This window comes from Phytoamicus setariae, assembly GCF_016722925.1.
GTDB classification, from domain to species: Bacteria; Pseudomonadota; Alphaproteobacteria; order Rhizobiales; family Rhizobiaceae; genus Rhizobium_E; species Rhizobium_E setariae.
The window spans coordinates 287307-311962 of sequence record NZ_JAEQNC010000001.1 but is presented as its reverse complement, the minus strand read 5'-3'; the positions used below and the strand labels follow the sequence as shown (position 1 = coordinate 311962).

29 protein-coding genes are annotated in these 24656 nt (G+C 58.9%); 6 read left to right on the top strand and 23 right to left on the bottom strand.

The genetic code is table 11. From position 1 onward, the window contains the following. Window positions 1–122: 122 nt before the first annotated feature. The 13 genes from fliP to flgF all read right to left on the bottom strand — a co-directional run bounded on the left by fliP (window position 123) and on the right by flgF (window position 9276). Window positions 123–881 (bottom strand): flagellar type III secretion system pore protein FliP, encoded by a 759-nt coding sequence (fliP, locus tag JJB09_RS01455; RefSeq protein ID WP_201652049.1) that lies wholly within the window; start codon window positions 879–881, stop codon window positions 123–125. Continuing rightward, window positions 878–1396: a flagellar basal body-associated FliL family protein gene (locus JJB09_RS01450; protein WP_201652048.1), complete on the bottom strand. Its 519-nt coding sequence runs from the start codon at window positions 1394–1396 to the stop codon at window positions 878–880. The genes fliP and JJB09_RS01450 overlap by 4 nt, the downstream gene beginning before the upstream one ends. 27 nt (window positions 1397–1423) lie before the next feature. Further along, window positions 1424–2134 carry a flagellar basal body L-ring protein FlgH gene (flgH, locus tag JJB09_RS01445; protein WP_201652046.1) on the bottom strand — a complete coding sequence of 237 codons (711 nt, stop codon included), beginning with the start codon at window positions 2132–2134 and terminating at the stop codon, window positions 1424–1426. Continuing rightward, on the bottom strand, window positions 2131–2679 hold the full coding sequence (locus JJB09_RS01440; protein WP_201652044.1) for a MotE family protein: 549 nt from the start codon (window positions 2677–2679) through the stop codon (window positions 2131–2133). Before JJB09_RS01440 ends, flgH begins: the two co-directional genes overlap by 4 nt. Further along, on the bottom strand, window positions 2676–3794 hold the full coding sequence (locus JJB09_RS01435; protein WP_201652042.1) for a flagellar basal body P-ring protein FlgI: 1119 nt from the start codon (window positions 3792–3794) through the stop codon (window positions 2676–2678). The genes JJB09_RS01440 and JJB09_RS01435 overlap by 4 nt, the downstream gene beginning before the upstream one ends. Next, window positions 3791–4279, bottom strand: a complete 489-nt coding sequence (flgA, locus tag JJB09_RS01430; RefSeq protein ID WP_201652040.1) for a flagellar basal body P-ring formation chaperone FlgA — start codon at window positions 4277–4279, stop codon at window positions 3791–3793. The genes JJB09_RS01435 and flgA overlap by 4 nt, the downstream gene beginning before the upstream one ends. A gap of 16 nt (window positions 4280–4295) precedes the next feature. After that, window positions 4296–5084 (bottom strand): flagellar basal-body rod protein FlgG, encoded by a 789-nt coding sequence (gene flgG / locus JJB09_RS01425; RefSeq protein WP_201652038.1) that lies wholly within the window; start codon window positions 5082–5084, stop codon window positions 4296–4298. A 9-nt stretch (window positions 5085–5093) separates the two neighbouring features. Beyond that, on the bottom strand, window positions 5094–5423 hold the full coding sequence (fliE, locus tag JJB09_RS01420) for a flagellar hook-basal body complex protein FliE (RefSeq protein WP_201652036.1): 330 nt from the start codon (window positions 5421–5423) through the stop codon (window positions 5094–5096). Between the two features lie 2 nt (window positions 5424–5425). After that, a complete protein-coding gene (gene flgC, locus JJB09_RS01415) occupies window positions 5426–5839 on the bottom strand; it encodes a flagellar basal body rod protein FlgC (RefSeq protein WP_201652034.1) in 414 nt (137 codons plus the stop codon). Between the two features lie 3 nt (window positions 5840–5842). After that, the gene (flgB, locus tag JJB09_RS01410) at window positions 5843–6226 is read right to left on the bottom strand and encodes a flagellar basal body rod protein FlgB (RefSeq protein WP_201652031.1); all 384 of its coding nucleotides are present in this window, start codon (window positions 6224–6226) and stop codon (window positions 5843–5845) included. Between the two features lie 328 nt (window positions 6227–6554). Next, window positions 6555–7127 (bottom strand): flagellar protein, encoded by a 573-nt coding sequence (locus JJB09_RS01405; protein WP_201652029.1) that lies wholly within the window; start codon window positions 7125–7127, stop codon window positions 6555–6557. A gap of 1 nt (window position 7128) precedes the next feature. Beyond that, window positions 7129–8487, bottom strand: a complete 1359-nt coding sequence (gene fliI, locus JJB09_RS01400; protein ID WP_246748546.1) for a flagellar protein export ATPase FliI — start codon at window positions 8485–8487, stop codon at window positions 7129–7131. A gap of 63 nt (window positions 8488–8550) precedes the next feature. After that, window positions 8551–9276 carry a flagellar basal-body rod protein FlgF gene (gene flgF, locus JJB09_RS01395; protein WP_201652025.1) on the bottom strand — a complete coding sequence of 242 codons (726 nt, stop codon included), beginning with the start codon at window positions 9274–9276 and terminating at the stop codon, window positions 8551–8553. 243 nt (window positions 9277–9519) lie between these two features. Between flgF and motA the strand changes: the two genes are divergently transcribed. The 6 genes from motA (at window position 9520) to JJB09_RS01365 (ending at window position 14758) form a co-directional block, all read left to right on the top strand. Then, window positions 9520–10395 carry a flagellar motor stator protein MotA gene (motA, locus tag JJB09_RS01390; protein ID WP_201652023.1) on the top strand — a complete coding sequence of 292 codons (876 nt, stop codon included), beginning with the start codon at window positions 9520–9522 and terminating at the stop codon, window positions 10393–10395. Next, window positions 10392–11327: a FliM/FliN family flagellar motor switch protein gene (locus tag JJB09_RS01385; RefSeq protein ID WP_246748527.1), complete on the top strand. Its 936-nt coding sequence runs from the start codon at window positions 10392–10394 to the stop codon at window positions 11325–11327. The genes motA and JJB09_RS01385 overlap by 4 nt, the downstream gene beginning before the upstream one ends. A gap of 51 nt (window positions 11328–11378) precedes the next feature. After that, window positions 11379–11993, top strand: coding sequence for a flagellar motor switch protein FliN (fliN, locus tag JJB09_RS01380; RefSeq protein ID WP_201652021.1), 615 nt, complete (start codon window positions 11379–11381; stop codon window positions 11991–11993). A 54-nt stretch (window positions 11994–12047) separates the two neighbouring features. Continuing rightward, window positions 12048–13085: a flagellar motor switch protein FliG gene (locus tag JJB09_RS01375; RefSeq protein WP_201652019.1), complete on the top strand. Its 1038-nt coding sequence runs from the start codon at window positions 12048–12050 to the stop codon at window positions 13083–13085. A 119-nt stretch (window positions 13086–13204) separates the two neighbouring features. After that, a complete protein-coding gene (gene flhB / locus JJB09_RS01370; protein ID WP_201652017.1) occupies window positions 13205–14287 on the top strand; it encodes a flagellar biosynthesis protein FlhB in 1083 nt (360 codons plus the stop codon). A 3-nt stretch (window positions 14288–14290) separates the two neighbouring features. Further along, on the top strand, window positions 14291–14758 hold the full coding sequence (locus JJB09_RS01365) for a hypothetical protein (protein ID WP_201652015.1): 468 nt from the start codon (window positions 14291–14293) through the stop codon (window positions 14756–14758). On the opposite strand, the gene visR is transcribed toward JJB09_RS01365, so the two are convergent. From visR to JJB09_RS01315, 10 genes are all read right to left on the bottom strand, one after another. Further along, the gene (gene visR / locus JJB09_RS01360) at window positions 14759–15487 is read right to left on the bottom strand and encodes a transcriptional regulator VisR (protein ID WP_201652013.1); all 729 of its coding nucleotides are present in this window, start codon (window positions 15485–15487) and stop codon (window positions 14759–14761) included. A 15-nt stretch (window positions 15488–15502) separates the two neighbouring features. Then, complete coding sequence (gene visN / locus JJB09_RS01355) at window positions 15503–16198, bottom strand: transcriptional regulator VisN (protein ID WP_343228972.1); 696 nt, start codon at window positions 16196–16198, stop codon at window positions 15503–15505. Window positions 16199–16670: 472 nt separating this feature from the next. Continuing rightward, window positions 16671–18374, bottom strand: coding sequence for a flagellar basal-body MS-ring/collar protein FliF (gene fliF / locus JJB09_RS01350; RefSeq protein ID WP_201652011.1), 1704 nt, complete (start codon window positions 18372–18374; stop codon window positions 16671–16673). Between the two features lie 176 nt (window positions 18375–18550). Further along, on the bottom strand, window positions 18551–18943 hold the full coding sequence (gene cheT / locus JJB09_RS01345) for a chemotaxis protein CheT (protein ID WP_201652009.1): 393 nt from the start codon (window positions 18941–18943) through the stop codon (window positions 18551–18553). Window positions 18944–18962: 19 nt separating this feature from the next. After that, a complete protein-coding gene (gene cheD / locus JJB09_RS01340) occupies window positions 18963–19511 on the bottom strand; it encodes a chemoreceptor glutamine deamidase CheD (RefSeq protein WP_201652007.1) in 549 nt (182 codons plus the stop codon). Continuing rightward, complete coding sequence (locus JJB09_RS01335) at window positions 19508–19897, bottom strand: response regulator (protein WP_201652005.1); 390 nt, start codon at window positions 19895–19897, stop codon at window positions 19508–19510. The genes cheD and JJB09_RS01335 overlap by 4 nt, the downstream gene beginning before the upstream one ends. After that, complete coding sequence (gene cheB, locus JJB09_RS01330) at window positions 19898–20962, bottom strand: protein-glutamate O-methylesterase CheB (protein WP_201652672.1); 1065 nt, start codon at window positions 20960–20962, stop codon at window positions 19898–19900. Then, window positions 20959–21864: a protein-glutamate O-methyltransferase gene (locus tag JJB09_RS01325; RefSeq protein ID WP_201652003.1), complete on the bottom strand. Its 906-nt coding sequence runs from the start codon at window positions 21862–21864 to the stop codon at window positions 20959–20961. The genes cheB and JJB09_RS01325 overlap by 4 nt, the downstream gene beginning before the upstream one ends. Before the next feature lie 2 nt (window positions 21865–21866). After that, window positions 21867–22334, bottom strand: coding sequence for a chemotaxis protein CheW (locus JJB09_RS01320; RefSeq protein WP_201652001.1), 468 nt, complete (start codon window positions 22332–22334; stop codon window positions 21867–21869). A 29-nt stretch (window positions 22335–22363) separates the two neighbouring features. After that, window positions 22364–24652, bottom strand: a complete 2289-nt coding sequence (locus JJB09_RS01315; protein WP_201651999.1) for a chemotaxis protein CheA — start codon at window positions 24650–24652, stop codon at window positions 22364–22366. Window positions 24653–24656 lie beyond the last annotated feature (4 nt).

Below are 24656 nucleotides of genomic sequence, written 5' to 3'. Positions count from 1 at the left end.
ACATTGCCAACAACTTAACAAACCCGGCCGCCTTCAGGGCGACCGGGTTTGATGGATAATCATCAATTAAAATAGATGGTTAAGATGTGTCGCGTTGAAACGTTAACGCGACCTTGGAGTCTTCAGGTGAACGATCTGACGAGGCTGCCGACCAGCAGGTTCCAGCCGTCGATGAGCACGAAGAACAGGATCTTGAAGGGCAGTGAAATGGAGGTTGGCGGCAGCATCATCATGCCCATGGCCATGGTGATGGTCGCCACGATCAGGTCGATGACGAGGAACGGCAGCACGATGAGAAAGCCGATCTCAAAACCCCGGCGGATTTCCGAAATCATGAAAGCCGGAACAAGCACGCGAAGATCGACCTGGCCGTTGGTCACCGCCGGTTGGCCCTTCTCTGCCGCGATATCGGCAAACAGCTTGAGGTCCTTGTCGCGCGTGTTGGCGGCCATGAAGTCGCGGAACGGCACGGCAATCCGGTTCAGCGCTTCGGTTTCGGTGATCTGCTCGGCCAGCAGCGGCTGGGCGCCATCCTTCCACGCCTTTTCCAATGTCGGCGACATGACGAAGAAGGTCATGAACAGCGCCAGACTGGTCAGGATCATGTTTGATGGCGTCGACGCCAGCCCCATGCCGGATCGCAGGATCGAAAACGCGATGATGAAACGCGGGAAACTGGTGACCATGACCAGAATGCCGGGTGCCACCGACAGGATGGTCAGCAGACCGAAGGTCCGGATGATCCAGCTCGCCACCGAACCGCTGATCGGCGTGTTCAGGATATCTGGCGTTGTCGTCTGAGCATGCGCCAGTCCCGCGACCGCCGCGATTGCAAGGGCGGTGGCGAAGGACAACAGGTGCCTGGATAGGTGGCGGCTCATTCGATTACGAAACTCCTGAACAGTATTTTGGAGATCTTGCCTTCGGAAATTACGTCTGCCCGCTCTTCCAGATCTTCCTTCAGGTACTGGAAGCCCCGTGGCCCCTCGATCTGTTGCAGGGTTACCGTGCGGAGATAGACGAGAATGTCCTGATGGATGGATTCGGCCAGTCTGACATCCGGCTTCTCCTTGAACAGCAACGCCACCTCCAGCCGTATCCAGCGATCTGCCGGAAAGGACAGGTTGGTGGTGATCGGCTCAAGCTGCACGACGCCGTTTTCTTCCGTGGAGATGCGCGGCAACCCGTCTTCGGACTTGGTAGCGCCGCCCTCACCGGCAGCCTCTGCCTTTGCCTTTTCGGCAGCCTTGTCGGCCGCTTCGATTGCCGGGGCCAGCATTCCGCCCAGAAACCAGCCGCCAGCCCCGGCGACCGCCGTCACGACCGCCACGGCCGCGATGGTCATCACCAGCGCGGACTTCTTCTTGGGCGACTCAATATCGACAGTATCAACCATGGTTCACCGGCATTACATCAAACGACATCAGAGCGGAGAGAAAATATCGAGGAACTGTTGGCCTACAGGGGCGTTCTGCACCTCGGACAGGCGTCCACGACCGCCATAGGAGATGCGCGCTTCGGCAATCTTCTCGTAGGATATCTTGTTATTGGCGTCCACGTCCAGCGGCCGGGCGATACCGGCAAGATTGAGCACGCGCAGTTCCTGATTGACGCGCACTTCCTGCGAGCCCGAGATCAGCACATTGCCGTTGTCGAGCTTGCCGGTCACCACCACCGCGACCTGCAGCGTCAGCTTTTCCTTGCGTTCGATCGAGCCATCCCCCTTGGTGGAGGTCTTCGAGCCCTGCTCGATATCTGCCGACAGGCCAACGCTGTTGTGGCTGTCATCGCCATTCAGCCCGAAGTTCTTGCTCCAGTTGCTTTCGCGGCTGCGGTCGGTCGTGTTGTCGAACTTGGCCTGATCGTCGATGTCGATGATGACGGTGAGAATGTCACCAATCTCGTATGCGCGGGCATCCTTGAACAGGGCCGCCTTCTGGTCGCTCCACAGCGAATAGCCGGTTGACGTCTGCGCAGGCTGCTTGGGGTAGAGCGACATCTGGCTGGTCTGCGTATACTGCAGGCCGGTGCCGATGGGGCTCATCACGGGCGCCTTGCCGATCTCCTTCACCGCCTGCTGCGAGCAGCTGGCAAGCAACAACACCGTCGTCAACGCTGTCAATTTTGTCTTCATGACGGGTTCCTTGCCTTAGTGCGGTTGGCGGAATTGCGATCGCCTGCCGATGACATGACCGCGGCCACCATCGCGGCCTTCTTGGATTCCATTTCCGAGAGAATCAGGCTCGATTGACGCGGCGGCAGCTTCATGATGATCGCCGATGCCAGTATCGGCTCGAGCTGTTCCAGCTGGAGGGCTGCGGCATCGGGCTTCATCTTCTTGTAGATGTCGACCAGCCCGCCTTCGGCCTGCTTGAGGAAGTCGTTACGCTTCTTCAGCCACTCTTCGTATTCCGTCTTGCGCTTTTCCAGAACGGCAATGCGCTCATCCACCTGGCCCTGCAACTTCTCGAGTTCGGACTTCTGCAACAAATAGCGCTGGTCGCGCGCCGAATCGGCAATGTTGCCGCAAAACGCCTTGATCTCCTCGCGCGCAGTCTTGACGACGGGCTTGGGCTTGTCCTCGGCGAGCGCTCCGGAAATCGGCGCCACCGCGATGCAGGTCAACGCCGCAACAGCGATACGGATGAAGCCATGATTGAAAACAGGACGATTGATCATTGCAATACGAGCTCCGCTTGCAGCGCGCCGGCCGACTTGATGCCCTGAAGGATGGCGATAATGCCGTCCGGCTTGACACCGATGCTGTTGAGACCAGAGACAAGCGTCTTGAGGTCCGAACCCTTGAGGATGGCGACCTTGCTCGAAGCCTGCTGGGCGATGATGTCGGTCTGCGGTTGAACAGCTGTCACACCGTCGGTAAACGGCAGGGGCTGGACCACCATCGGATTTTCGCTGACCTGAACGGTGAGCGTGCCGTAGCTGACGGCGACTTCGGAGATGCGGACATCCGCGCCAATGACGATCGTGCCGGTGCGTTCGTTGACGACAACCTTGGCCGGCGTATCCGTCTCGATGACCAGATTTTCGATTTCGGCCATCAAGCGGGCGAGATCGGCGCGCTTCGGCTTTTCAATCACCACTTCCTGGGAATCGTTGATGGTGGCGATCGGCGCGCCATAAGTGTCGCGTGAAAATGCATTGACAGCATCCGACATCCGGACAGCCGTGGAAAAATCGGGATTGCGCAACTGGAGCACCAGATTGACGGAATCCTTGAAACGCGACGGCAGCGGGCGCTCGATAATCGCGCCGTTGGGCACGCGGCCCGCTGTCGTCACGCCTTGCGTCAACTGGGCCGCATCCCCTGTTGCCGAAAAACCTGAAACGATGATCGCGCCCTGCGCGACCGCATAGATCTGCCCGTCAGCGCCGGTCAGCGAGGTCATCACCAACGTGCCGCCGCGCAAGGAGGTTGCATCGCCGAGCGAGCTGACCGACACATCCATGCGGCTGCCGGGGCTTGCAAATGGCGGAAGCGATGCCGTGACCATGACGGCTGCAATGTTCTTGGAGCGATTTTCACCGCCCTGGGTCGAGATGCCGAGATTCTGCAACATGGCGCGCAGCGACTGCTCGGTAAACGGCGACGACCGCAGGTTGTCACCCGAGCCTTGCAAGCCGACGACCAGACCGTAGCCGATCAGCTGGTTGTCTCGTCCGGCCTGCAGCGACGCCACATCCTTGATGCGGGCGGTCGCAGCCGCCTGGCCAACTTGCGGCTGGCATCCGACAAGGACGGCGACGGCCAGGAGAACATTCAGGAATTTCTTCATTTCTGCGCTACCAGTAAGGAACCATCGGCCATTACCGTGCCGGAGATGATGACCCCGGTATCGGTGTTACGTGCCTTGATCAGTGCGCCGGTGATCGCATCGGCGAGCGGCGTGCCGGACGCGGTGATGCGCAGGCCGTCATTGTCGTAGACCAGAATGATCTTGTCGCCACGCCGGACCGTGTAAGGCTCGCGAAGCGCCGAGACCATGATCGTGCGGCCCGGCAGCAGGGTGCGTGTCGAGATCAACCCTTCGATTTCCGATACCTTGCGCGCGTACCCGTCCAGCAGGTTCGGGTTGGTTACGTCCACGCTCTCGAGCTTGTCGGCCTCGACCGCCTCGCCCGGATAGATGATCTGGGTGGGAACCACCGCGACGCCGAGCTCTTCGGCTTTCACTTGCCCCGAAAACAGGCAAATGAGCGGCAGGGCGGCCAGCACGGCCACCCTCTTCAGTTTCTTCGAATGCTGGAAGCCAAACATCATGTTTGCCTGCCTTTCATCATCTCATGTTCTTGCTGACAGTGGCGGCCATTTCGTCGGCCGTAGTGATCACCTTCGAGTTCATCTCGTAGGCGCGCTGCGCCGAGATCAGCTCGGTGATTTCCTTGACCGGATCGACGTTGGAACCTTCGAGATAGCCCTGCTGGATGTATCCGAATGCCGGATCATCGGGGGCGCCGACGATCGGATCGCCGGACGCGGGAGTCTGCTGGAAGAGGTTGTCGCCCAGTTCCTTCAGGCCGGCTTCGTTGACGAAGTTGGCCACCTGCAGCTGGCCCAACTCCTGCAGTTCCGACTCCTTGCCGATCCGCGCAAATACCTGACCGGAACGATTGATGCTGATTTCGGTCGCATCGGTCGGCACCGTGATGTTGGGGATGACCCTGTAGCCGTCGATCGTGACGAGTTCGCCGTCGGCATTCTTGTTGAAGGCGCCATCTCGCGTATAGAGCGTCGAACCGTCGGTGGATTCGATCTGGAAGAAGCCGCGGCCAATGATTGCCATGTCGAACGAGTTGCCGGTGGAAACCAGATCACCTTGGGTGTGCAGGTTCCGCACGGCCGCCGTCTTGACGCCGAGGCCGATGTTGACGCCTTCGGGCACGACTGCCTGGTTAGCGCGGTTGGGAACACCTGCCGCCCGGTCGGTCTGGTAGATCAGGTCGGAAAATTCCGCCTTCGCACGCTTGTAGCCGGTGGTGTTGATGTTGGCGATGTTGTTGGCAATGACCTCAAGATTGGTCTGTTGGGCATTCATGCCCGTGGCGGCTATGGCAAGAGCTCTCATGTTCTGTCCTCAGATTGGCATCTTGATGACTTCAAGATAGGCCGAGACTATCTTGTCCCGGAAGGCCATCGCGGTCTGCAGGGTCTGGTCCGCAGTCATGACGGATTCGACAACTTCGCGTACGCCGGCCTTGCCCATCATGCCGTCCATCGATTTTTTCTCGGCATCCTTGAGGTTGTCGGAGAATGTGGTGGCCATCGACGACATGAAGCTGGCGAAGCTGGCGCCGGCGTCGTCGACCTGCGCGCTGGCAGCCGGATTCGTCCCCTCGGTTTCTGCGGCCTTGCGCATTTCCGAGGCGAGCGAAGCCGCGTTCAGTGAGTTGATTGCATCGATCATTATCACGACCTCAGGAGATCAATCGTCGAGGTGATCAGATCACGGGTCTGACGAATCGACTGGAGGTTTGCTTCGTAGGACCGGTTTGCTTCCCGCATGTCGGCCATTTCGACCAGGATGTTGACATTCGGATACTTGACCACGCCGTTGCCGTCGGCTGCCGGGTTGCCAGGATCGAATTCGGTCTGGAAAGGGGTACGGTCCACGCCGATGCGCTTGATCTCGACAGTGGCGACGCCGCTTGAACGGTCGATCGTGTCAGAAAAGGAAATCGTCTTGCGCTGGTAGGGATCGGCGCCGGGTGTGTCAGCCGTCGAACGGGCATTTGCGAGGTTTTCCGAAACGACGCGCAAACGCGCCGATTGCGTGGACAGTCCCGACGCGGAAATCTTGAGGGAAGCGCTGAGCGGATCCATGAATTAGCCTTTCCTGACAGTCATCAGCATCATCTTGTTGAAGGCTTTGACGACGCTGGTATTGAGATCGTAGTCGCGCTTCACCGAACCTGATTTCATCAGTTCGTCGGCGAGATCGACCGAATTGCCCGAAAGCTGCGAGGCGGCGCCCTTGTCGACTTCCGATTCCACGACGTAAGTTTCAGTCGGGGTCTCGGCAAAGTGCAACGGATTGGTCGCCCGCATCGGAATATCGGTGCTTTTCATGATCTGGTCGAAAGACGTGACATCCTTGGCGCGAAAGCCAGGGGTGTTGGCATTGGCGATGTTGCCCGAAACCACGCTCTGGCGGACGGTAAGCCATTCCGCCTGTTTGGAAGCCAGTTCAAAGAGCTGGATTGGTTGCATGCTTTTCTCCGTCTTCATGACCGATCATGAGTCTTCATGACTGATCGTGAATCTAGAAAGATAAACTTGCGCGGGACTTATCCGAGAGTTCGTCCATGCAATTGGGTGTCAAGGCAGGTAGAATTTATGCTCGATAGTCGAGAAATGCAGGGCTTTGACCGATTTTCGCCCGCTTAGCCACGTCAACGTAAGGTACGCGTCGGCTCAACAGCCATGGTCGCGAATCAAATGGCACCCCCGCTTTCGCAAGCGGAGGTGCCATTTAATGAAATCAACTGTGGCTGGTATCCTGAATGTCTGATGTCAGGCAGAAAGCAGGTATCGCCGATCAGCGTTGCCTCTTGCCGGTCGCGTCATAGATATCGCCCTTGTCGGTGACCAGCACCCATTCACCCTGCTGCTCGGCAATTTCAGAGACCTTGGACAGGTCCGGCAACAGCGAACCAACGGCGACGATATAGATGCCGTTCTTATCCTCGATCATCGCCTTGCCCTGGGCAATATGCAGTAGATGGAAGTCCACGGCCTCCGTGGGGAACGGCTGGTTCACAGCATCAGCGTTGCCGCCATCCGGCATGGATGCGTCGTCCTTGATGGTGCCGGTAAATATCTGTTCTTCGGGGCGCGGCAAAGCAGCCAGGTCATCGTTGTCGCTAATGCCACTCGGCGACGGGGTGACGATCGGCCGCCCCGCACGCTCGGGAAGATCGCGCGACAGGATCGCTTTGGCAAAGTCGATGCCGAATTTGTCTTCGTTGAAAAACACGTACCAGGGGAAAAACGCGGCCGTCAATGCCAGGGCGGCGCCTGACCAGCCCAGGAAGCGATCCGACGTCAACCAGCTTCCGCCCTTCTGCTTTTTGGGAGCCGCTACGGGCTCATCCGCATCAAAATCGGTCATATCACCTCTGCCGGATCATGTTGGGAGCGACGCCTTGCTGGGCGTTGGCATTCTTGAGCGCATTGGCGAGATCGGCAAATGCATCGCGCGCCGGTCGATCGCCGGGGCTCTGCTTCAAAATCTCGTAAATCGGTGGCACCTGTTTGACGGCCATGTCCAGATCGGGATCGGCGCCTGGCCGATAGCCGCCGATCAGTCGAAGATCGCGCGTTTCCTCGAAGCGATGGATAAGCGACTTGAGCCTTGAGACGAGTTTTTCCTCGTCCGGCGTCCATGCCTTGCGAGCCAGACGCGATATCGATGCCAATGGGTCGATGGGCGGATAGCGCCCCTCTTCGGCGAGCGAACGATCCAGCACGATATGGCCGTCGAGAATGCCGCGGGTCGAATCGGCGATGGGGTCGTTGTGGTTGTCGCCGTCGACGAGAATGGAAATGATGGCGGTGATGCTGCCGGTTCCTTCGGGGCCAGGCCCTGCCCTTTCGAGCAATTTCGGCATTTCGGTGAACACGGATGCCGGATAGCCGCGCGCGACTGGCGGTTCACCCGATGCAGTTGCCACTTCGCGGATCGCATGTGCAAACCGGGTCACGCTGTCGACGATCAAAAGGACATTGTGTCCCTCGTCGCGGAAGTGTTCGGCAATCGTCACCGCCGACAGCGGCGCCATCTTGCGCAGCATCGGGCTTTCATCTGAAGTGGCGACCACCGCGACCGACTTCTTGATGTTTTCGCCCAGCGTATCCTCGATAAACTCACGCACTTCGCGGCCGCGTTCGCCGACCAGCGCGATCACCACCTTGTCGAACGCATCTGCGCGGGCGAGCATCGAAAGCAGTGTCGATTTGCCTACGCCCGAACCGGCGAAGATGCCAAGCCGCTGGCCGAGGCACAGAGGCGAAAAGATATCGATTGCGCGGACGCCGGACTTGAACCCCTTGGTAACGCGCTGGCGGGTCATCGATGGAGGCGCCGTATTGGTGATCGACAGTGCGCGCGGTCCGACATCGAGCGGGCCAAGCCCATCGATCGGCTGGCCGAGCGAATTGATCGTACGGCCACACCAATTGTCGGAAGGCGACAACCGGAAGGCTCCGCGCCTGAGAATAAGATCACCGATGCCAATCGGTTCGCCCGGCTCGATGGGGCAAACATAGATGATATCAGGTTCAACGCGCACCACCTCGCCCAGGTGGATGCCGTTGGCGCTCTGATGGGCGACGAATTCGCCCAGCCGGACGTGGCGGGAGAGGCCGGTCACGGTGTAGTGGCCAGCCGCTATAGTCTTGACCCTTCCGCCATGGGCAACGAGCGCTTCTGGGCGGCAATGCTGCCTGAGAGCGGCGGCCATGTCGCCCATCTTGCGTTCAGCCAGGCTGGAGATTTCTGCCGTTTTCATCACTCGTCGCCTTTCGCGGTGCGTTTATCGCGCGCCGCCCAGGGTCTTGATTGCATCGCCCATGGAGGTTTCGCTATCGCGCATCAGCTGCGTGACCTGCTCGAAGGCGCGCGAAATCGTCATCATCTGCGTCATCTGCTGGATGGGATTGACGTTGGCCTGCTCTACGAAGCCCTGCACGACGCCCGCGTCGATGCGGTCGGTCACCGGCTGCGGCGTTTCGTTCGGGATGATCGCAGAGTTGCCGACGCGGGTGAAATTCGGGCCGACATCGACCTCGAAAAGGCCCAGCGTGGCGACCGGCTTGTCAGCCTGATAGAGGATGCCGTCCGCAGATGCTGTCGGCGGCCCCTCCTGCGGGTTCAATTGAATGGCCGAGCCACCGGCATCCAGCACGGGATATCCTTCCAGCGTCACGAGCGCACCGGTTTCCAGCATGGAAAATCGGCCGTCCTTGGTAATCGCGTTGCCCGAGGGCGTGTCGATGGAGAACCAGGTGTTGCCCTTTGCAGCGAAATCCAGAGGGTTCTTGGTCTGCACCATCGCCCCGTTGGCCGACGAGAGATATTGCTCTCCTTCAGACACGTAATTTACCTTGGCGCCATCGGCTCGCACCGGCACATCTTCGAACTTCATCTGCGTGGCGCGAAAGCCCACCGTATTCATATTGGCGAGATTGTCGGCGATGGTGGTGAGCCGCTTTTCGAGCGAGATCTGCGAGGAAAGTGCGACGTAAAGACCCGATTGCATTTCGGCCTGCCCCTTATCGGGAATTCATTCCCGAATCATAAGTAACTGAAGATGTTTAGGGGGCCGCAACCGACAAAAGCCGGCAGCACGCACGCCCATTTTCAGGGTGCAGTCTGGGCAAATTTGCTTGCGCGAGGCTGTCGCCAAAACATCCTCGGGTTGGTACCGGTCAACAGCCTCACACAAGCCTGATTCCGTATTTCTTTCGGCAACTTCCAGAAGGTAAAAATTCGGGCACCGCGCATGAATATTATAATCGGATTTGTCATCGTCTTCGGCTGTATCATCGGCAGCTTCATGGCAAGCGGCGGTCACATCGACGTGCTGTGGCAGCCTTACGAATTCCTCATTATCGTCGGCGCGGGCATCGGTGCGTTCATCGCCGGCAACCCGATGAAGGTGACCAAGGACGCCGGCAAGGCGCTCGGTGAAGCATTCAAGAACAGCGTTCCCAAGGAACGAAACTATCTCGACACGCTTGGCGTGCTCTACGCCCTGATGCGCGACCTGCGCACCAAATCGCGCAACGAGATCGAAGCGCATATCGACAATCCCGATGAATCGCCGATCTTCCAGACCGCGCCGACCGTTCTCAAGAACAAGGAACTGACCGCGTTCATCTGCGATTACGTGCGCCTGATCATCATCGGTAACGCGCGCAGCCACGAGATCGAAGCCTTGATGGACGAGGAAATCGAAACCATCAGCCACGACAAGATGAAATCCTACCATGCCCTGCAGAGCATGGGCGATGCATTTCCGGCCATCGGCATCGTCGCGGCCGTTCTTGGCGTTATCCACGCCATGGGCGCCATCACCGAACCGCCGGAAGTCCTGGGTCACCTGATCGGCGCGGCACTCGTCGGTACGTTCCTCGGCATTCTGATCTCCTATTGCATCGTCAATCCGCTGTGCTCGATGGTCAAGGCCGTGCGCACCAAGCAGAACCGGCTCTATGTCATCGTCAAGCAGACCCTGATTGCCTACATGAACGGCTCGGTCCCGCAGGTCGCACTGGAATACGGCCGCAAGACGATTTCCTCCTACGAGCGTCCGTCGATTGACGCGGTAGAACAGGAAATGATGAATCCCGGCGGCGGCAGTGAGAAGGTCGCATGATGAGACAGAATACCGCCATGAATCCCAAACTGCTTGCGCTGCTGACCGGCGATATGGGAAGCCATGAGACGATCGGCAGGATTTGCGGCGATCTCGGCCAAGTGCTGACCGCATTCCTGCCCGACATGATCGCGATGGAAACCCAGCTCCAGTTCGGGTTCGTCTATGACGGCTGCGAAACAGGCTTCAAGAACGACCTGATCGCAGACCTCGACGAATACATGGTCCTGGTCGATGGCTCCCTGAAGAACTGGTGCTCGGATTTCACCATCGCGTGTTCGACGGGCGCAATCGTTCCGATGGTCGAATGCCTGATGGGTGGCGACCCCAAGACGCTCATCGAAGCAGAAGGCCGGCCGGCCTCACGCATCGAGCTCGAGCTCGCGCCACTGATCATCGACAAGATTGCCTCGGTCGTCAAATCGGCGGTCAGCGCTCCCGGCAATTTCGAGCCGACGCTGACCAAGCCCTACAATTCCGAAGATCGCGCCAAGCCAGCCGACGACTATGTCGACATGCAGGCCGCCCTTATCAGGGTGAAGGTCGAACTCTACGGACTGGTCAGCCATTTCGCCGTCATCATCCCCCAGAAGACCCTGCTCAAAACCACCGTGCGCACGCCGGCGGCGGCATCTACGGGCGCCAAGACAGGCGAAGGCTGGACCGAACAGCTTCAGCAGCAGGTCCGCCGCTCGCAAGTTCGCGTAGAGGCACGCATTCAACTGACGCCACTGGCGCTGGGCACGATCGCCAGGCTGCAGCCGGGCGACGTCATTCCCTTCCTGGACAAGGAAGACCCGACGGTTCAGGTCAGCGCCAACGGGCGCGATCTCTACACCTGCGAGTTCGGGCGCGCCGGGGAGCAGTACACCGTACGGGTCAAGGACACCGCCACCTCAGAGGAAATCCTGATCCGCGATATCCTCGGATAACAAATTCATCAAGAAAAGCTCTGCACAAGTTTTAACTGGAATATTGCACCCATGGCACCCAAGAAAGCAAAAGCGGCCGAAGCCGAAATGGCGTTCGGAGATGAGAACGCCGAGTTCGACCAGGCGATCGACGATCTGCGCGGCGTATTGAAGGCCGATGCGGACGGCCTCCCGGCCGTCAACGATTTCGGTTCGGAATTTTCCGCCGAAACCGGCGACACCGGCTTTTCCAGCGACTTCGGTTTCGACGCTGGTAGTAGCGATTCGGATTTTGGCGCAGCATCCGGCCTTTCCACCGACTTCGGCGGCGAAAGCTTCGGAGGTTCAGACTTCGGCGGATCGGACTTCGCGACATCCAGCTTCGGTGAATCGTCAGGCGAGAGCATGCAGATGGCCGGCAGTGCGATGCACGCCAACCACGATATGATCATGAACATCCCGATAGATGTGCAGATCATCCTCGGCTCCAGCCGCATGCAAGTTTCAGGTCTTATGAATCTCAATGAAGGCGCAATCATCTCGCTCGATCGCAAGATCGGAGAACCTGTAGACCTCGTGGTCAATGGCAGGCTGATCGGCAGGGGCGAGATCTGCGTCTTGGAAAATGACGAGACACGTTTTGGCATCAAGCTGATCGAGGTCAAGTCTGTTGGTAAACCGCAGTAATACCTTGCAATAGGAAGCCGCGATCAGCCGGAATGATTCCGGGGAGGCCTCAAGATGTTCGATTTTGATAATTTTGGCGAGACAAGCCCTACTGTCAACCTTAGTTCCCCGGACAAGGCTGCTGCAGTATTGCTCGCCATGGGCAGACCCGTTGCGGGCCGGCTCCTCAAATACTTTACCCAGGCCGAATTGCAGGCCATCATCCAGTCGGCTCAACGCCTCAGGACGATCCCTCCTCATGAACTGATCGATCTCGTCAACGAGTTCGAGGATCTGTTCACCGAAGGCGCAGGACTGATGGATAACGCCAAGGCCATCGAGGGTATCCTCGAAGAAGGGCTGACGCCGGAGGAAGTGGATGGACTGCTCGGCCGTCGCGCCGCATTCCAGGCTTACGAAGCTTCCATCTGGGACCAGCTCGAGAATGCCGAGCCGGCTTTCGTGGCCAAGTATCTCATCAACGAGCACCCGCAGACGATCGCCTACGTGTTGTCGATGGTTCCATCATCAGCCGGCGCCCGCGTCCTGATGGAAATGCCGGAGCGCCGACGCGCCGATATCCTCAACCGGACGGTTGCACTCAAGGACGTCAGCCCGAAGGCCGCACAGATCATCGAGGATCGCGTGCGCGAAATCCTCCGTGATCTCGATGCCGAGCGCAACTCGGTCGGCACGGTCAAGGTTGCCGAACTGATGAACGAACTCGAAAAGAACGACGTCGATACATTGCTGGAATCGCTCGAAGTGCTCAGCAGGGATGCGGCCAAGCGCGTTCGCCCGAGGATCTTCCTTTTCGAAGACCTGCTGGTCATGCCGCAGAGAAGCCGCGTGCTGCTGTTCAACGACATCGCCGGCGACGTCATCACCATGGCACTGCGAAACGCTCCGATGGACATTCGCGAAGCCGTTCTGTCCTCGATCGGCGCACGCCAGCGCCGCATGATCGAAGCGGATCTCGGTGCGCCTGACACCGGCGCGAGCCCACGCGCCATCGCTGTGGCGCGCCGCTCGATCTCGCAAGAGGCAATCCGCCTCGCCGCAGCCGGACAGATCCTGCTCAAGGAACTGACGGATACACCGGCAGCAGCCTGACGCTGCCTCGAAGTTACTGGAAAACCACCAGATTGGGGCCCGCGAGTGCAAACAGTGCGCACGCGGGCCTTGCTGCATCGTTATAATGCCGATTCGGTACACTTTGGGAATCGTCGGGCATGAGCGATAGCGCTGATAAAGACAGCAAAACAGAAGCCCCGACACAGAAGCGCTACACGGAAGCCGCCGAGAAAGGCAATGTGCCCTTTTCCCGCGAAGTCACGGTGTTCGCCTCGACGCTCGGCATCTACGTCTATCTTCTCTTCTATCTCCCCGAAGGCATTGCCCATCTTTGGGAGACACTGCGGGATCTGTTCGACAAGCCGGACCAATGGCGCTTCGATTCCGGCCCCGATGTCGTTGCGCTGTTCATGCGACTGGCCTGGGACTCGAGCGCTATTGTCTTTCCCGCGTTCATTCTGATGGCTGCATTTGGTGTCGGTTCATCGATCATGCAGAACCTGCCGAGCCCGGTGCTTGAGCGCATAACCCCAAAACTTTCGCGGCTGAGCCTGGTTGCCGGCTTCAACCGGATCTTCGGCCTGCCCGGCTTGGTCGAGTTCGGCAAATCGCTGTTCAAGGTGGTGATCGTCGGGCTTATCATCGTCTTGGCGCTCAAGTCAGAGTTCATCTCGTCGCTCGACGCCATGTATGCGGATCCGAGCTACCTGGTTTCCCGGCTGACGTCCGACGTCAAGACCATCCTGATCATCATCCTGATTGCTTCGGCCATGATCGGCGTGGCCGACTATTTCTGGACCCATCACCAGTGGTTCACGGAACTGAAGATGACCAAGGAGGAAATCAAGGAGGAGCGCAAGCAATCCGACGGTGATCCGATCATCAAGCAGCGCCAGCGTTCGTTCGCCCGCGACCTGGCGCGCAAGCGCATGATTGCTGCCATTCCACGGGCGACACTGGTGATTGCCAACCCGACGCACTTTGCCGTCGCACTTCGCTACGTGCGCGAAGAAGACGCTGCACCGATCGTTCTGGCCAAGGGCCAGGATCTGATTGCACTGAAAATACGCGAGACTGCCGAGCGACACGGCATCCCGGTTTTCGAAGATCCGCCCCTGGCCCGCTCCATGTTTGCGCAAGTCTCGGTCGATAGTGTGATTCCGCCGGCTTTCTACAAGGCCGTCGCGGAACTTATCCAGCGGGTCTATGCGTCGAAAAACAAAAACAAACGGGTTAACTGACACATGAAAAAGTGCCCCCATACAGTCGAACGCGAAAAGCTTGTCGCAGAGGCATTGCGGCCGGTCGCAACCGAACTCAGGCTCATCGATGCCGCCGATCTGGTGTCTCTTGTGCGCTACGAGCGCTGGGGCAACCTGTCCGACCTTGTGTCGTCAGCGGCGGAGCTGTACTTCCTGCCCGGAACTGTAAAATTCGGTATTGGCGGAGACTATAATCTCGACTGGAACAGGCTTCCCGAGATCCTGCTGGATCTGGAAATCAAGCCTGCCGGCGTGACGATCTATGCCAAGCTGTCGCTGACAGATGAACTGGCCGGGCTGGAAATCTCGCATATTGCATTTCACTCGCCATCGCTCGATGCCGACGAGAATACGGCATTTCTTGCCCGCAGCCTGCTCGAGGCACGCTTCGTCGTGCCATCCGCAATGGGTGGCGCCGGCGAAATGAGCCACAGCGGCAATCTCCACTGATCAGGCGATATAGCCGAGCCGTATTGCCTTTGCGATCGTCTGGATGCGGTTTACCGCATCCAGCTTGACCGTTGCCGATGCGAGGTAGGCGTTGACCGTGTGAACGGACAATCCAAGCTGGCCGGCGATTTCTTCGCTCACAAGCCCATCGCCAGCCAGTTGCAGGCATGCGATCTCACGATTGCTCAAGACTTCATCTGGCGCCGAGCGGCGTTCGTCGAGCACCAGGAGATCCATCATCATCTGGTGGCTACGAGCGTGCAGGTCGATAATCGTTTCACTGGTAATGTCGAGGTAGTTCGCTACGAAGACGGTATAGCCATTGCCCATGGACCCCAAGCGAACCGGCATCGCAATGCCGCAGACTGGCAGGACGCGTGCCTTGAGGCGCGTCACGAACGCCGTGAAGTCCGGCGTTTCGGCGGTCTGGGCTTCATCACGGCCGTTCCACAGCAGCGGCAGGGAAGACAGCTCCAGATGTTCGAGCAGGGCCTGCCCGTAGGCATCGAGCACGCTCGTGGCGCTGATCTCGCCATCGGAAGCAAAATTGTCGAGGATGCAGGTCAGTTTCCGGCGACTGGCCAGCCCCGAATTGTTGGTCTTGAAGACCGCAAAGTTGCGTGCATGGACAAACCGTTGCATCGCGACAAGCCTGGGGAAGAAATCGGATCGGCTGACGGCTTTGCCTGGTCTCTTGGTCGGATCCGCGATGGTTCTGGCCAATTTCATGCTACGATCCGGTCCCTAGACAAGGTTGTGCCTGACGGCATAGGCAATTGCTTCCGAACGCGTTCGGGTCGCAGTCTTGCGCATCACGCTGGTAATGTAATTGTTGATGGTGTTCTTCGAAATGCCGATGATCGTGGCGATCTCGTCGCTGGTCTTGCCTTCGGCAATCCAGTAAAGGCATTCGAGTTCGCGATCGGTCAGATCCATCTCTCGGGTGACTTTGGTAACGTCCTGGAACATCAGGCTGGCAAAGTAGCTCGTCAGCATCGCCGTCTCGCGCAGCCTTTGCTGGGAGAGAATGACGTCTGCCGGGCATAGGAACATCAAGCAGTAACGATTGCGCCCGGCATTGAAGATGATCGTGCAATATTCGCAACTTTGGGTCTCCAGCCCGTAACCTTCTTCCGTTGCAACGCTGAAGGCAGGCTGGAGTACCGAGAGGCACTTTTCCAGCTCTGTGGTACGGGCCAGTCGCGCAATCAGTTCTGCGCCGCGCTTGCGCACCAGATCGAACGGCCAGTCGGAAGACAGGACATTGTCGAGACCATTTTCGCTGTTGAGTTCCTGGCGGGCAAGAAGGTATCCATCAGCACCGACAAACTTCGAAAGTGCCGACAGCCCCCCGGCGACGTTGCCGGTCTCTATGCAGGACTTCAGGTGCTGGACAAGCTGCTCGGAAGACACTGAGCTCAGGTCTACTGGTGCGGTCACCAATGGCCGCTCCGGTAAATCCCAATCCATATTTGCACTTGTCACGCTACCCACCCAAATCGAAGCGATCAAATGCCAATGCCTTTGGCTAAAGCCAACCCTCAATGGCGGAAAAATCGTTTTATCGTCGAAAAATGCCCCGCTAAAGATGTGTGCTGATTCGAATGCAAAAACAAACGTTAATTGACATTGTTAACGTGCAACCCGTCTGGATTGACGCGGTGTGTCAATTATGTCGACTTGACTGTTTTGGCGCCCCTTGTCGCATTCGCTTCAGCAGAGGCTCAAATGCTCTCGATTTGCGACATTTCCAGCAGTTTCCGATGATATGACCACTACCGTTAAGCGTATTGTATTTTATCAATACAATGTTGCAGTTGCCTCCGGCACGACAACACACTGATCCCGTTCGAGACGAAGAAGGGGCGAACTTGACGTTCGCCCCTTGCGTTTGGTTGTATTCTTCTCGCCGCTAGGCAGCCCTTTCGGCCGATGCCCATTTGCGTAGAATCTTGGCTGCCCGCTCTTCGCTGAGATCGACCATCCGCGCCAAACGCCGTTCTGGTCCTTCCTTGACGCGCTTGCTGAAGCTTGAGTCTTCGTCGCCAGCCGACAGCAGGTCGTCGGTCGAATCGAAGCCGAAGTCGGAGCCAAAGCCATCCATCAGCGTAGAGCCCGGTCCAACCACTGGGGGCGAGAAGTCAGGCAATTCCAGCCCGGCGCTTTCACCCATCGGCAGGGAACCTGGGGCGCCGACCGATGCCGCGGCAAGTTCAGGTCCGCCAATGGCCTTGATGAGCGGCCGGAAGCCGAGCCAGACGATAAGGAAGGCGACGAGCACGAATGCGCCTGCATTGACCATGCTGCCCATATTGCGAAGGAAGACATCCATGAAGGATTCGGTCGAGGCGCTTTCCTGCAGCAGTTGGTTTTCGAGGAAGTCGATCGCCGAGACGCTGACGAGGTCACCTCGCACCGTGTCCAGACCTGCCGCCGACGAAACGATCTTCTGCATTTCGGCGATGAAATTGTCATACTTCACCTGGTCGAAGGGCTCGCCGATCAATTTGCCGACGCGGCCTTTGTTAATGACAACCGCAACCGAAAGCTTGTCGACCGTGTATCCGTTCCTGACCGTCGCTGTGGTCTTGGAGTTGATTTCGTAGTTGGTCTGCTCTTCCTTCTTGTCGTTCTGGTCGGACGACTTGGGACCGGTACCGGCACTGTCATTGCCCTGCGGCACGTTCTGTTCGACGGTCGCCGCCTGATCGGCCGAAACCTGCTCGGACTTCTGCGCTTCCTTGGTGACCCGTACCGACCGTTCGACCTTCGATTCGGGATCGTAGACGGTTTCCTGGATCTGCTGGGCGTCAGTATTGAGCTTTGCCGTCACCGAAGCACGGAAATTGTCCATGCCGAGAAACGGCGCCAATGCCTTGTCGATTTTGTTTTCGAGTTCTGACTGGACGTTCTGGACGATGCCGAGCGAACGATTGAGCGCGCTGTTCGATGGATCATCGCCGGAGGCAAGCAACTGTCCGGCGGAATCGAGAATCGTGACGTCGTCGATCTGCAGCCCGGGAACTGCTGATGCGACGAGATGACGAATCGAAGCGGCCGCACCCTGCCCGGCGGACTGCGAAGCGCGGATCATGACCGACGCACTCGGCTTCTGCTCTGCCTGACGGAAGGAGCCGCGGTCCGCCATGACGATATGGACGCGCGCAGCGCTGATGCCGTTGATTGTCTGGATCGTCCGGGCAATCTCGCCTTCAAGCGCACGAACCCGCGTAACTTCCTGCATGAAGGAGGTCAGGCCCAGCGAACCCACATTGTCGAAGAGCTCGTAGCCGGCATTGTTGGAATTAGGCAGTCCGCGCTCGGCGAGAAACAGTCGCGCCTTGCCTGTCAAACCGACGGGGACCGAGATCGACTTGCCGTCAGTACCGACCTGGAACTCCATGCCGCCTTCTGAGAGTGCGATGCCGATCTGGTTTACGTCGGTTGTTTCCAGTCCGACATAAAGCGTTTCATAGCCTGGACGGTTTACATAATATGTACCGAAAAGGATGGCTGACAGCGTAAGTACGCCGACCGCGCCAAGGGCAATAAGCTTGCCTGTTCCGAGGGCCATCAGATTTTTCAGGATGGCCGTAAGCTGATTCAACAGATTCATTCTGTTCCCGTGAGTTCGTGCAGAGCGTCATGGGGCTATCATTTCCCACTGCCTGCTTACGGGACCAATCTTGCGCGAAGGTTTTCACCGGGCTTATTTCGGAAGGCAGAATGCAACAAAAAAGCGACAGCCAGCCAGCCGTCGCTCATCTGCCGGTAGCAGTTGATCAGTGATGGTCAGAAGAGGTCGATGTCGCCCGCCGCCCGCTTGAGCGGCTGCGAATGACCATGCCGCTGCATTCCGCCAGAAAGCGAGCGCTGCATATCGGCGAGCTTGACGAGATTGAGCGCGGTCGTGACATCGACAAGGATCTCCTCCGGAATCGAGCCGGTCACGGTATCGATGAATTCGGCAAGTCCCCTCGCCTTCTGGACGGCAAGATCGATACCCTGCATCACCATCACCCGGTCGGCGCTATCGGCAATGCCCTCGGAACCGGAGTCTGACAGAAAGGGCTCTATGCGTTCGATGAGATAGGCGACGTCATGCAATTCGGAAACGACCCGCATGAGAATGTCCGACAGCGACTCGTCATTGGACGGCGCGTGGGACGCAAGACTGGACTGCATGACTGAAAACCCTTCACACTCAAAAAAACTCGATGGAACTTTCGACGGGCTTTGGTGGCACCGGCCTGGTTTCCAGTTGTACAGTACGTTGTGTTTCCGCGCCCGAAAGCGCGTATTGGCGAGCCCGGCCGGAAACCGGCCAGAATTCAAGCTTGCGGCCAGCGTCGCCACCGGTTGACGAGCCCGCAATCGTAATTCCCTCGTCCCTCAGAAATCGGGTTGCAAACTCCGCGTTCTGCTGGCCGACATTGGAAAAGGATGCGATCGTTTTCGCGCCGCCGAAAATCTTCGCTTCCAGCCGATCACGCCGCGCTCCCTGCTTCAGGAGGCCGTTGATCAACAACTCCATCAGATGCACGCCGTAGCGGGAAACATCGCCCCCCTGAGCCATCGTCTCCACGGAGCCCGGCAAGAGGAAATGATTCATGCCCCCAACGCCAAGCACCGGGTCACGCAGACAGGCTGCCACGCAGGAACCAAGCACAGTCGACAGGACGACATTGGGATCGTTCGAGACTTTCCACTCGCCCTGTATGACATGAACCCGCCGGAAGCCGTCTGTGTTCATTTCAGCGATCCGAAGACGGCTTCGATGGCAGCCCGCATCTTGTCGATGGTGAAGGGTTTGGCCAGCACGTTGTTGGCACCCATCTGCGCAGCCTTCTGGACCAGAGCGCGATCGCCCTGCGCCGTCAGGATGATGAAGGCCGCCTTCTTGGTCGCCGGATTGGAACGCACCGCCTGAAGGAGGCCAAGGCCGTCCATCTTCGGCATGTTGAAATCCGAGATCACCAGGTGATGCGGCTGCTGCGCCATGATCTGCGCGCCCTGCTGGCCATCGCCGGCAGAGGTAATCTGTTTAAAACCAAGCTGGGTCAGCGCATCGCTGAGCAGCAGGCGGCTGGTAACCTGGTCATCGACGATGAGGACCTTGATTTTTTCAGCGATAGACATTTATTCGCTTCCTTCTTTACGGGCGGCCGTAAGTTTCAGTACTTCTTCCCCGATCGCGTTCAGTGGCAATTGTGTTTCCACACCACCGAGTTCGAACGCCACGCGGGGCATTCCATAGACAACGCAGGTTTTCTCGTTCTGCCCGAGAGTGCGAGCGCCTGCGTGCCGCATTTTCAAAAGGCCGGCGGCACCGTCGCGGCCCATTCCCGTCAGGATCACCCCGACGGCATTGCGTCCCGCCAGTTCCGCGACAGAATCAAACAGCACATCGACCGACGGCCGATGGCCGTTGACCGGAGGCTTGTCGAGCAGCCGGCAGACCGGAGCATGAGGATTGGCAACGACCGTGTGCCGCTCTCCGCCCGGGGCGAGATAGATTCGACCAATCTCCAAACGCGCGCCATCGGTTGCCTCCTGGACCTGCGGTGCGCAGATCCGGTTCAGCCTTTCCGCGAAGCTCTTGGTGAAAGTCGACGGCATGTGCTGTGTGATAACGGTCGGAGGGCAATTAACCGGAAAACCCTTAAGAACTTCTATCAGCGCCTCGACGCCCCCGGTCGAAGAGCCGATTGCCACAACCTTGCGGCCGACGCGATAGTTCGCCGCAGCGACGTTGGCGTTGGCTGCCTGGACGGGCTGGGGAGCAGCCGCGCGCATCGTCTGATAGCGATAGCCCGAACGGGCCGCCGCCTTGACCTTGTCGATGAGCTCATGGAACGGGCGCACATCGCCGGGAGCAGGCTTGCCGATGCAATCGAATGCTCCGATCTCGAGCGCCGCGATCGACGCTTCCGCGCCACGGTGCGTGAGCGAGGACACCATGATCACCGGCATCGGCCGGAGCTTCATGATCTTCTCGAGGAATTCGAGGCCGTTCATGTTCGGCATCTCGATGTCGAGGGTCACGACATCCGGATTGAGTTCCTTGATAGCGGCGCGCGCCTCCATCGCGTCGCCAGCCTGTCCGACAACACTCACCTCCGGGTCGGAGTTGAGAACGGCCGAGATCAAGCCGCGCATGGTGGCGGAGTCATCGACAACAAGCACTCTTGCTGGCGCCATCAGCCCTTCCTCCCACCGGACTTGCCGAGAAACTTGTAGGTCGTGATCCCGGTGTTGTCGAACCACGCCTTGGATTCGCCCGAGACACGCTCGGAATGGCCGATATAGAGATGCCCGCCGACCGGCAGCAAATCCGAGAATCGCGTCCAGATCTTCACCTGGGTCGGCTCGTCGAAATAGATCACCACGTTGCGGCAGAAGATCACGTCGAACTGCCCCTTGAACGGCCAGCTCGCCATCAGGTTCAGTTCGTTGTAGGTGATCAGCCGCTTGACCGCGTCCGCCACCTGCCATTTGGGCTTACCGCCGATACTGACCTGCTGGAACCATTGCTTGCGCATCTGCGGGCTGACGGTTTCCAGCGCGCTCTCGTCGTAGGCGCCAAGCCGGGCCGCAGCCAGGATCTTGGGATCGATGTCGGTGGCGAGAATCTTGAAATCGTAGTCGGCAATGTTCGGCATGACCGAAAGCGCCGTCAGTGCGATCGAATATGGCTCCTGACCGTCCGACGATGCCGCCGACCAGATCCGCGCCCGTCCGCCGGCCTTCAACCGCGTGATCAGTCCGGGAAGGACCTCCGTCCGCAAGTGATCGAAATGATGGTTCTCGCGGAAGAAGCGCGTGAAGTTCGTGGTCAGATACGAAAGCATCTCACGACGTTCCCCGGCACCTTCCGGCGACGAGACCAGTTCGCAATACGAGCGGAAGTTCTTCAGCCCGAGTTGCCTGATATGCTTCGACAGGCGGGAATAGACCAGCGATGCCTTGGTTTCGTTGAGATAGATACCTGCATCCGAATAGATCATCGCCGCGATTTCGGCGAGGTCCCTGCGCATCAGGGGGAATTCGCCTCCAGCAAGAATTTCATCCTGGCTGCTGCGGCGCGGGTCGATGGCTAGGGTCATGTTCAGGCCGCTTCACTTTCTGTGTCTGGAAAAATCGCCTCTAGTTCCACGAGGCAGATCATCCGGTTATCGAGCGCGAGGATTCCGCGCGCGAAGTTTCGCTCCATATCGGAGGCAACTTCCGGTGTCGGCTGGACGTTTTCATCGGTCACCGTCAGGATATCCGACACCGCATCGACAAGCAGTCCCACGATCGTGTCGCGTACCTGGGCGACGATGATGACATGCCTGGAGGTGGGCTTGACCGGCTTCATACCCAAGTGGGCCGACAGATCCACGATCGGCAGGACAACGCCCCGCAGGTTGATCACTCCCAGCACGTAGGACGGCGAATGCGGCATTGGGGTCGCGGCAGTCCAACCACGAATTTCGCGTACGGCCATGATGTTCACGGTAAATTCCTGATCGCCTATCCGGAAGGCAATAAGCTCCCGTCCGCTTTGCGATGTGGTTTTTGCAGTGTACGACATGCTGACTTCCCGAGACCCCTTTGTTACATTCAGCCGGTTGCGGCGAGCGCGTTGTCGATCTTGAGCGCCTGTCCCCTCGACGCGGCGACGACCGCATCGACATCCAAAATCAGCGCCACGCGTCCATCGCCGAGGATGGTTGCAGCCGCGATGCCCGGAACGTGGGTGTAGTTGGCTTCGAGGCTCTTGATAACGACCTGGCGCTGGCCCTGGATGGCGTCCACCATCAGTGCGCGCTGGCCTCCGCCTTCCGATTCCACCAACAGCGCGACGCCATCGACCGGATTGGCCGGCGTGCCGCGATAGTTGAGGATCCGGCCGACATCCACGAGCGGGCAGAAAGAGTTGCGGATGGCGATAAGCTTCTGGTGAGCGCCAAAAGAGTGGATGGCGCTTGCTTCCGGCTGCAGCGTTTCGACGATGGCCGTCAACGGCACCACCAGCGTCTGGTTTGCGACCGTCACCACCATGCCGTCGAGGACTGCCAGCGTCAGCGGCAGACTCATCACGAAGGTCGAGCCTTGGCCCGGACGGGACTGGATCGAGATGCGGCCGCCAAGCGCCTGGATCGAGCGCTTGACCACGTCCATGCCGACGCCACGGCCCGAAACGTCGGTGATTTTGTCGGCCGTGGAGAAGCCCGGCATGAAGATCAGGTTGTCGATTTCCTCGTCCGACAGGTTAGCATCGGCCGGGATGAGATCGTTCTCGATCGCCTTCTGCTTGACCCTTTCGCGGTTGATGCCGGCGCCATCGTCGGAAAGCTCGATGACGATGCGGCCGGAGCGATGCTTGGCGGTCAGGCGAACGGTGCCATCCGCGGGCTTTCCGAGGGCTGCGCGTTTTTCCGGAGATTCGATGCCGTGATCGACCGAGTTCCGGATCATGTGTGTCAGCGGTTCGGCAAGCTTGTCGATGACCGTCTTGTCGACTTCGGTGTTTTCGCCCTCGGTGACGAGACGGACGGATTTGCCAACCATGTCGGCGACTTCGCGAACGATGCGCGACATACGCTGGAACACCGGCTTGACCGGCTGCGCGCGGATCGCCATCACGCTGTCCTGGATCTCGCGGGTGAGCTGCTGCAGCTCGTCGAGACCCATATTGATGCCCTGGGTACCCGTCGAGTCGTTTTCGATGACGCTCTGGGCCAGCATGGCCTGGTTGATAACGAGTTCGCCGACCAGATTGATCAGGCGGTCGACGCGATCGAGATCAACGCGGATGGTGGGGTTTGCCCCACCCGAATTGTCAGTTGCCTTGGCGGCAGCGGCATTGTTTTCGCGACGGTCGCCACCTTCGCGACGGTCAACGACCGGTGCCGCGACGCTGGCGGCCGCTTGTACGACCTGCGCTGTGGCCTGCGTCGCCTGCTGCGCCGCTGTTATCGCGCTGGAAAAGTCGTCGGACGGCTCATCCACGCCCATCGACATCACGGGCTCTTCGTCAAGCATGCTCAGGTCGAACGGAATCGGTTGCATCGGCAGCTCTTCGGTGGCTTCCGGCGCGGATTCGAGCGATTTGATCTCGAGTTCGCAATCCCACTCGGCAAATTCGAAAACCTGGCGGATGGCTTCCTCGCCCTTGTCGGTCTTGATCCAGATCTTCCAACCGAAATAGGCGGCCTCCGGATCGAGCTGGTCGAGCGGCGGCAGGCTGGACATGTCGCAATGAATGCTCATGTCGCCAAGACGGCGAAGGTCGCGCAGCAGAAGCGCGGCATCGTTGCCCTTCGAATAGAGATCCGAGCGCGGCTTGAAGATGATTTCGAACGAAGGCAGCTCGGCTGTTGCAGTATCGTCATCGCCGAAATCGTCAAAGGAGAACGGAATCGGCTGGAAACCGCTGTCATCGGATGGCTTCGGCGCCTCGGCGGCCGGCGCAGCGGCAACCCGGGCAACCGGTTCGATGAAAGACGAGGCACCCGACGGCGCTTCGCCATTGGCAAGCGCTTCCAGGTCCTTGACGAGGCCACTTGTCCGGCTCGGCTCGATCTTGCCTCCATCACGGGCGGCATTGGTGAGGTCGGCGAGCACGTCGGCCGACTTCAGCATGACCTTCATCACTTCCTGGCCGGGGTCGAGCTTGTTGGAACGAACGCAATCCAGAGTGGTCTCGAAGACGTGGGCGAAAGCGACCAGATCGTCGAGGCCAAAGGCACCGGCACCGCCCTTGATGGAGTGAACGGCACGGAAAACGGCATTGACCGTTTCCGAATCCGTTTCGCCATCGTTCATTTTCAGCAGACCGGATTCCAGTTCGGCGAGTTGCTCCTCGCACTCCTGGAAGAAGATCTCTTTGATTTCGTTCATATCCATAGGA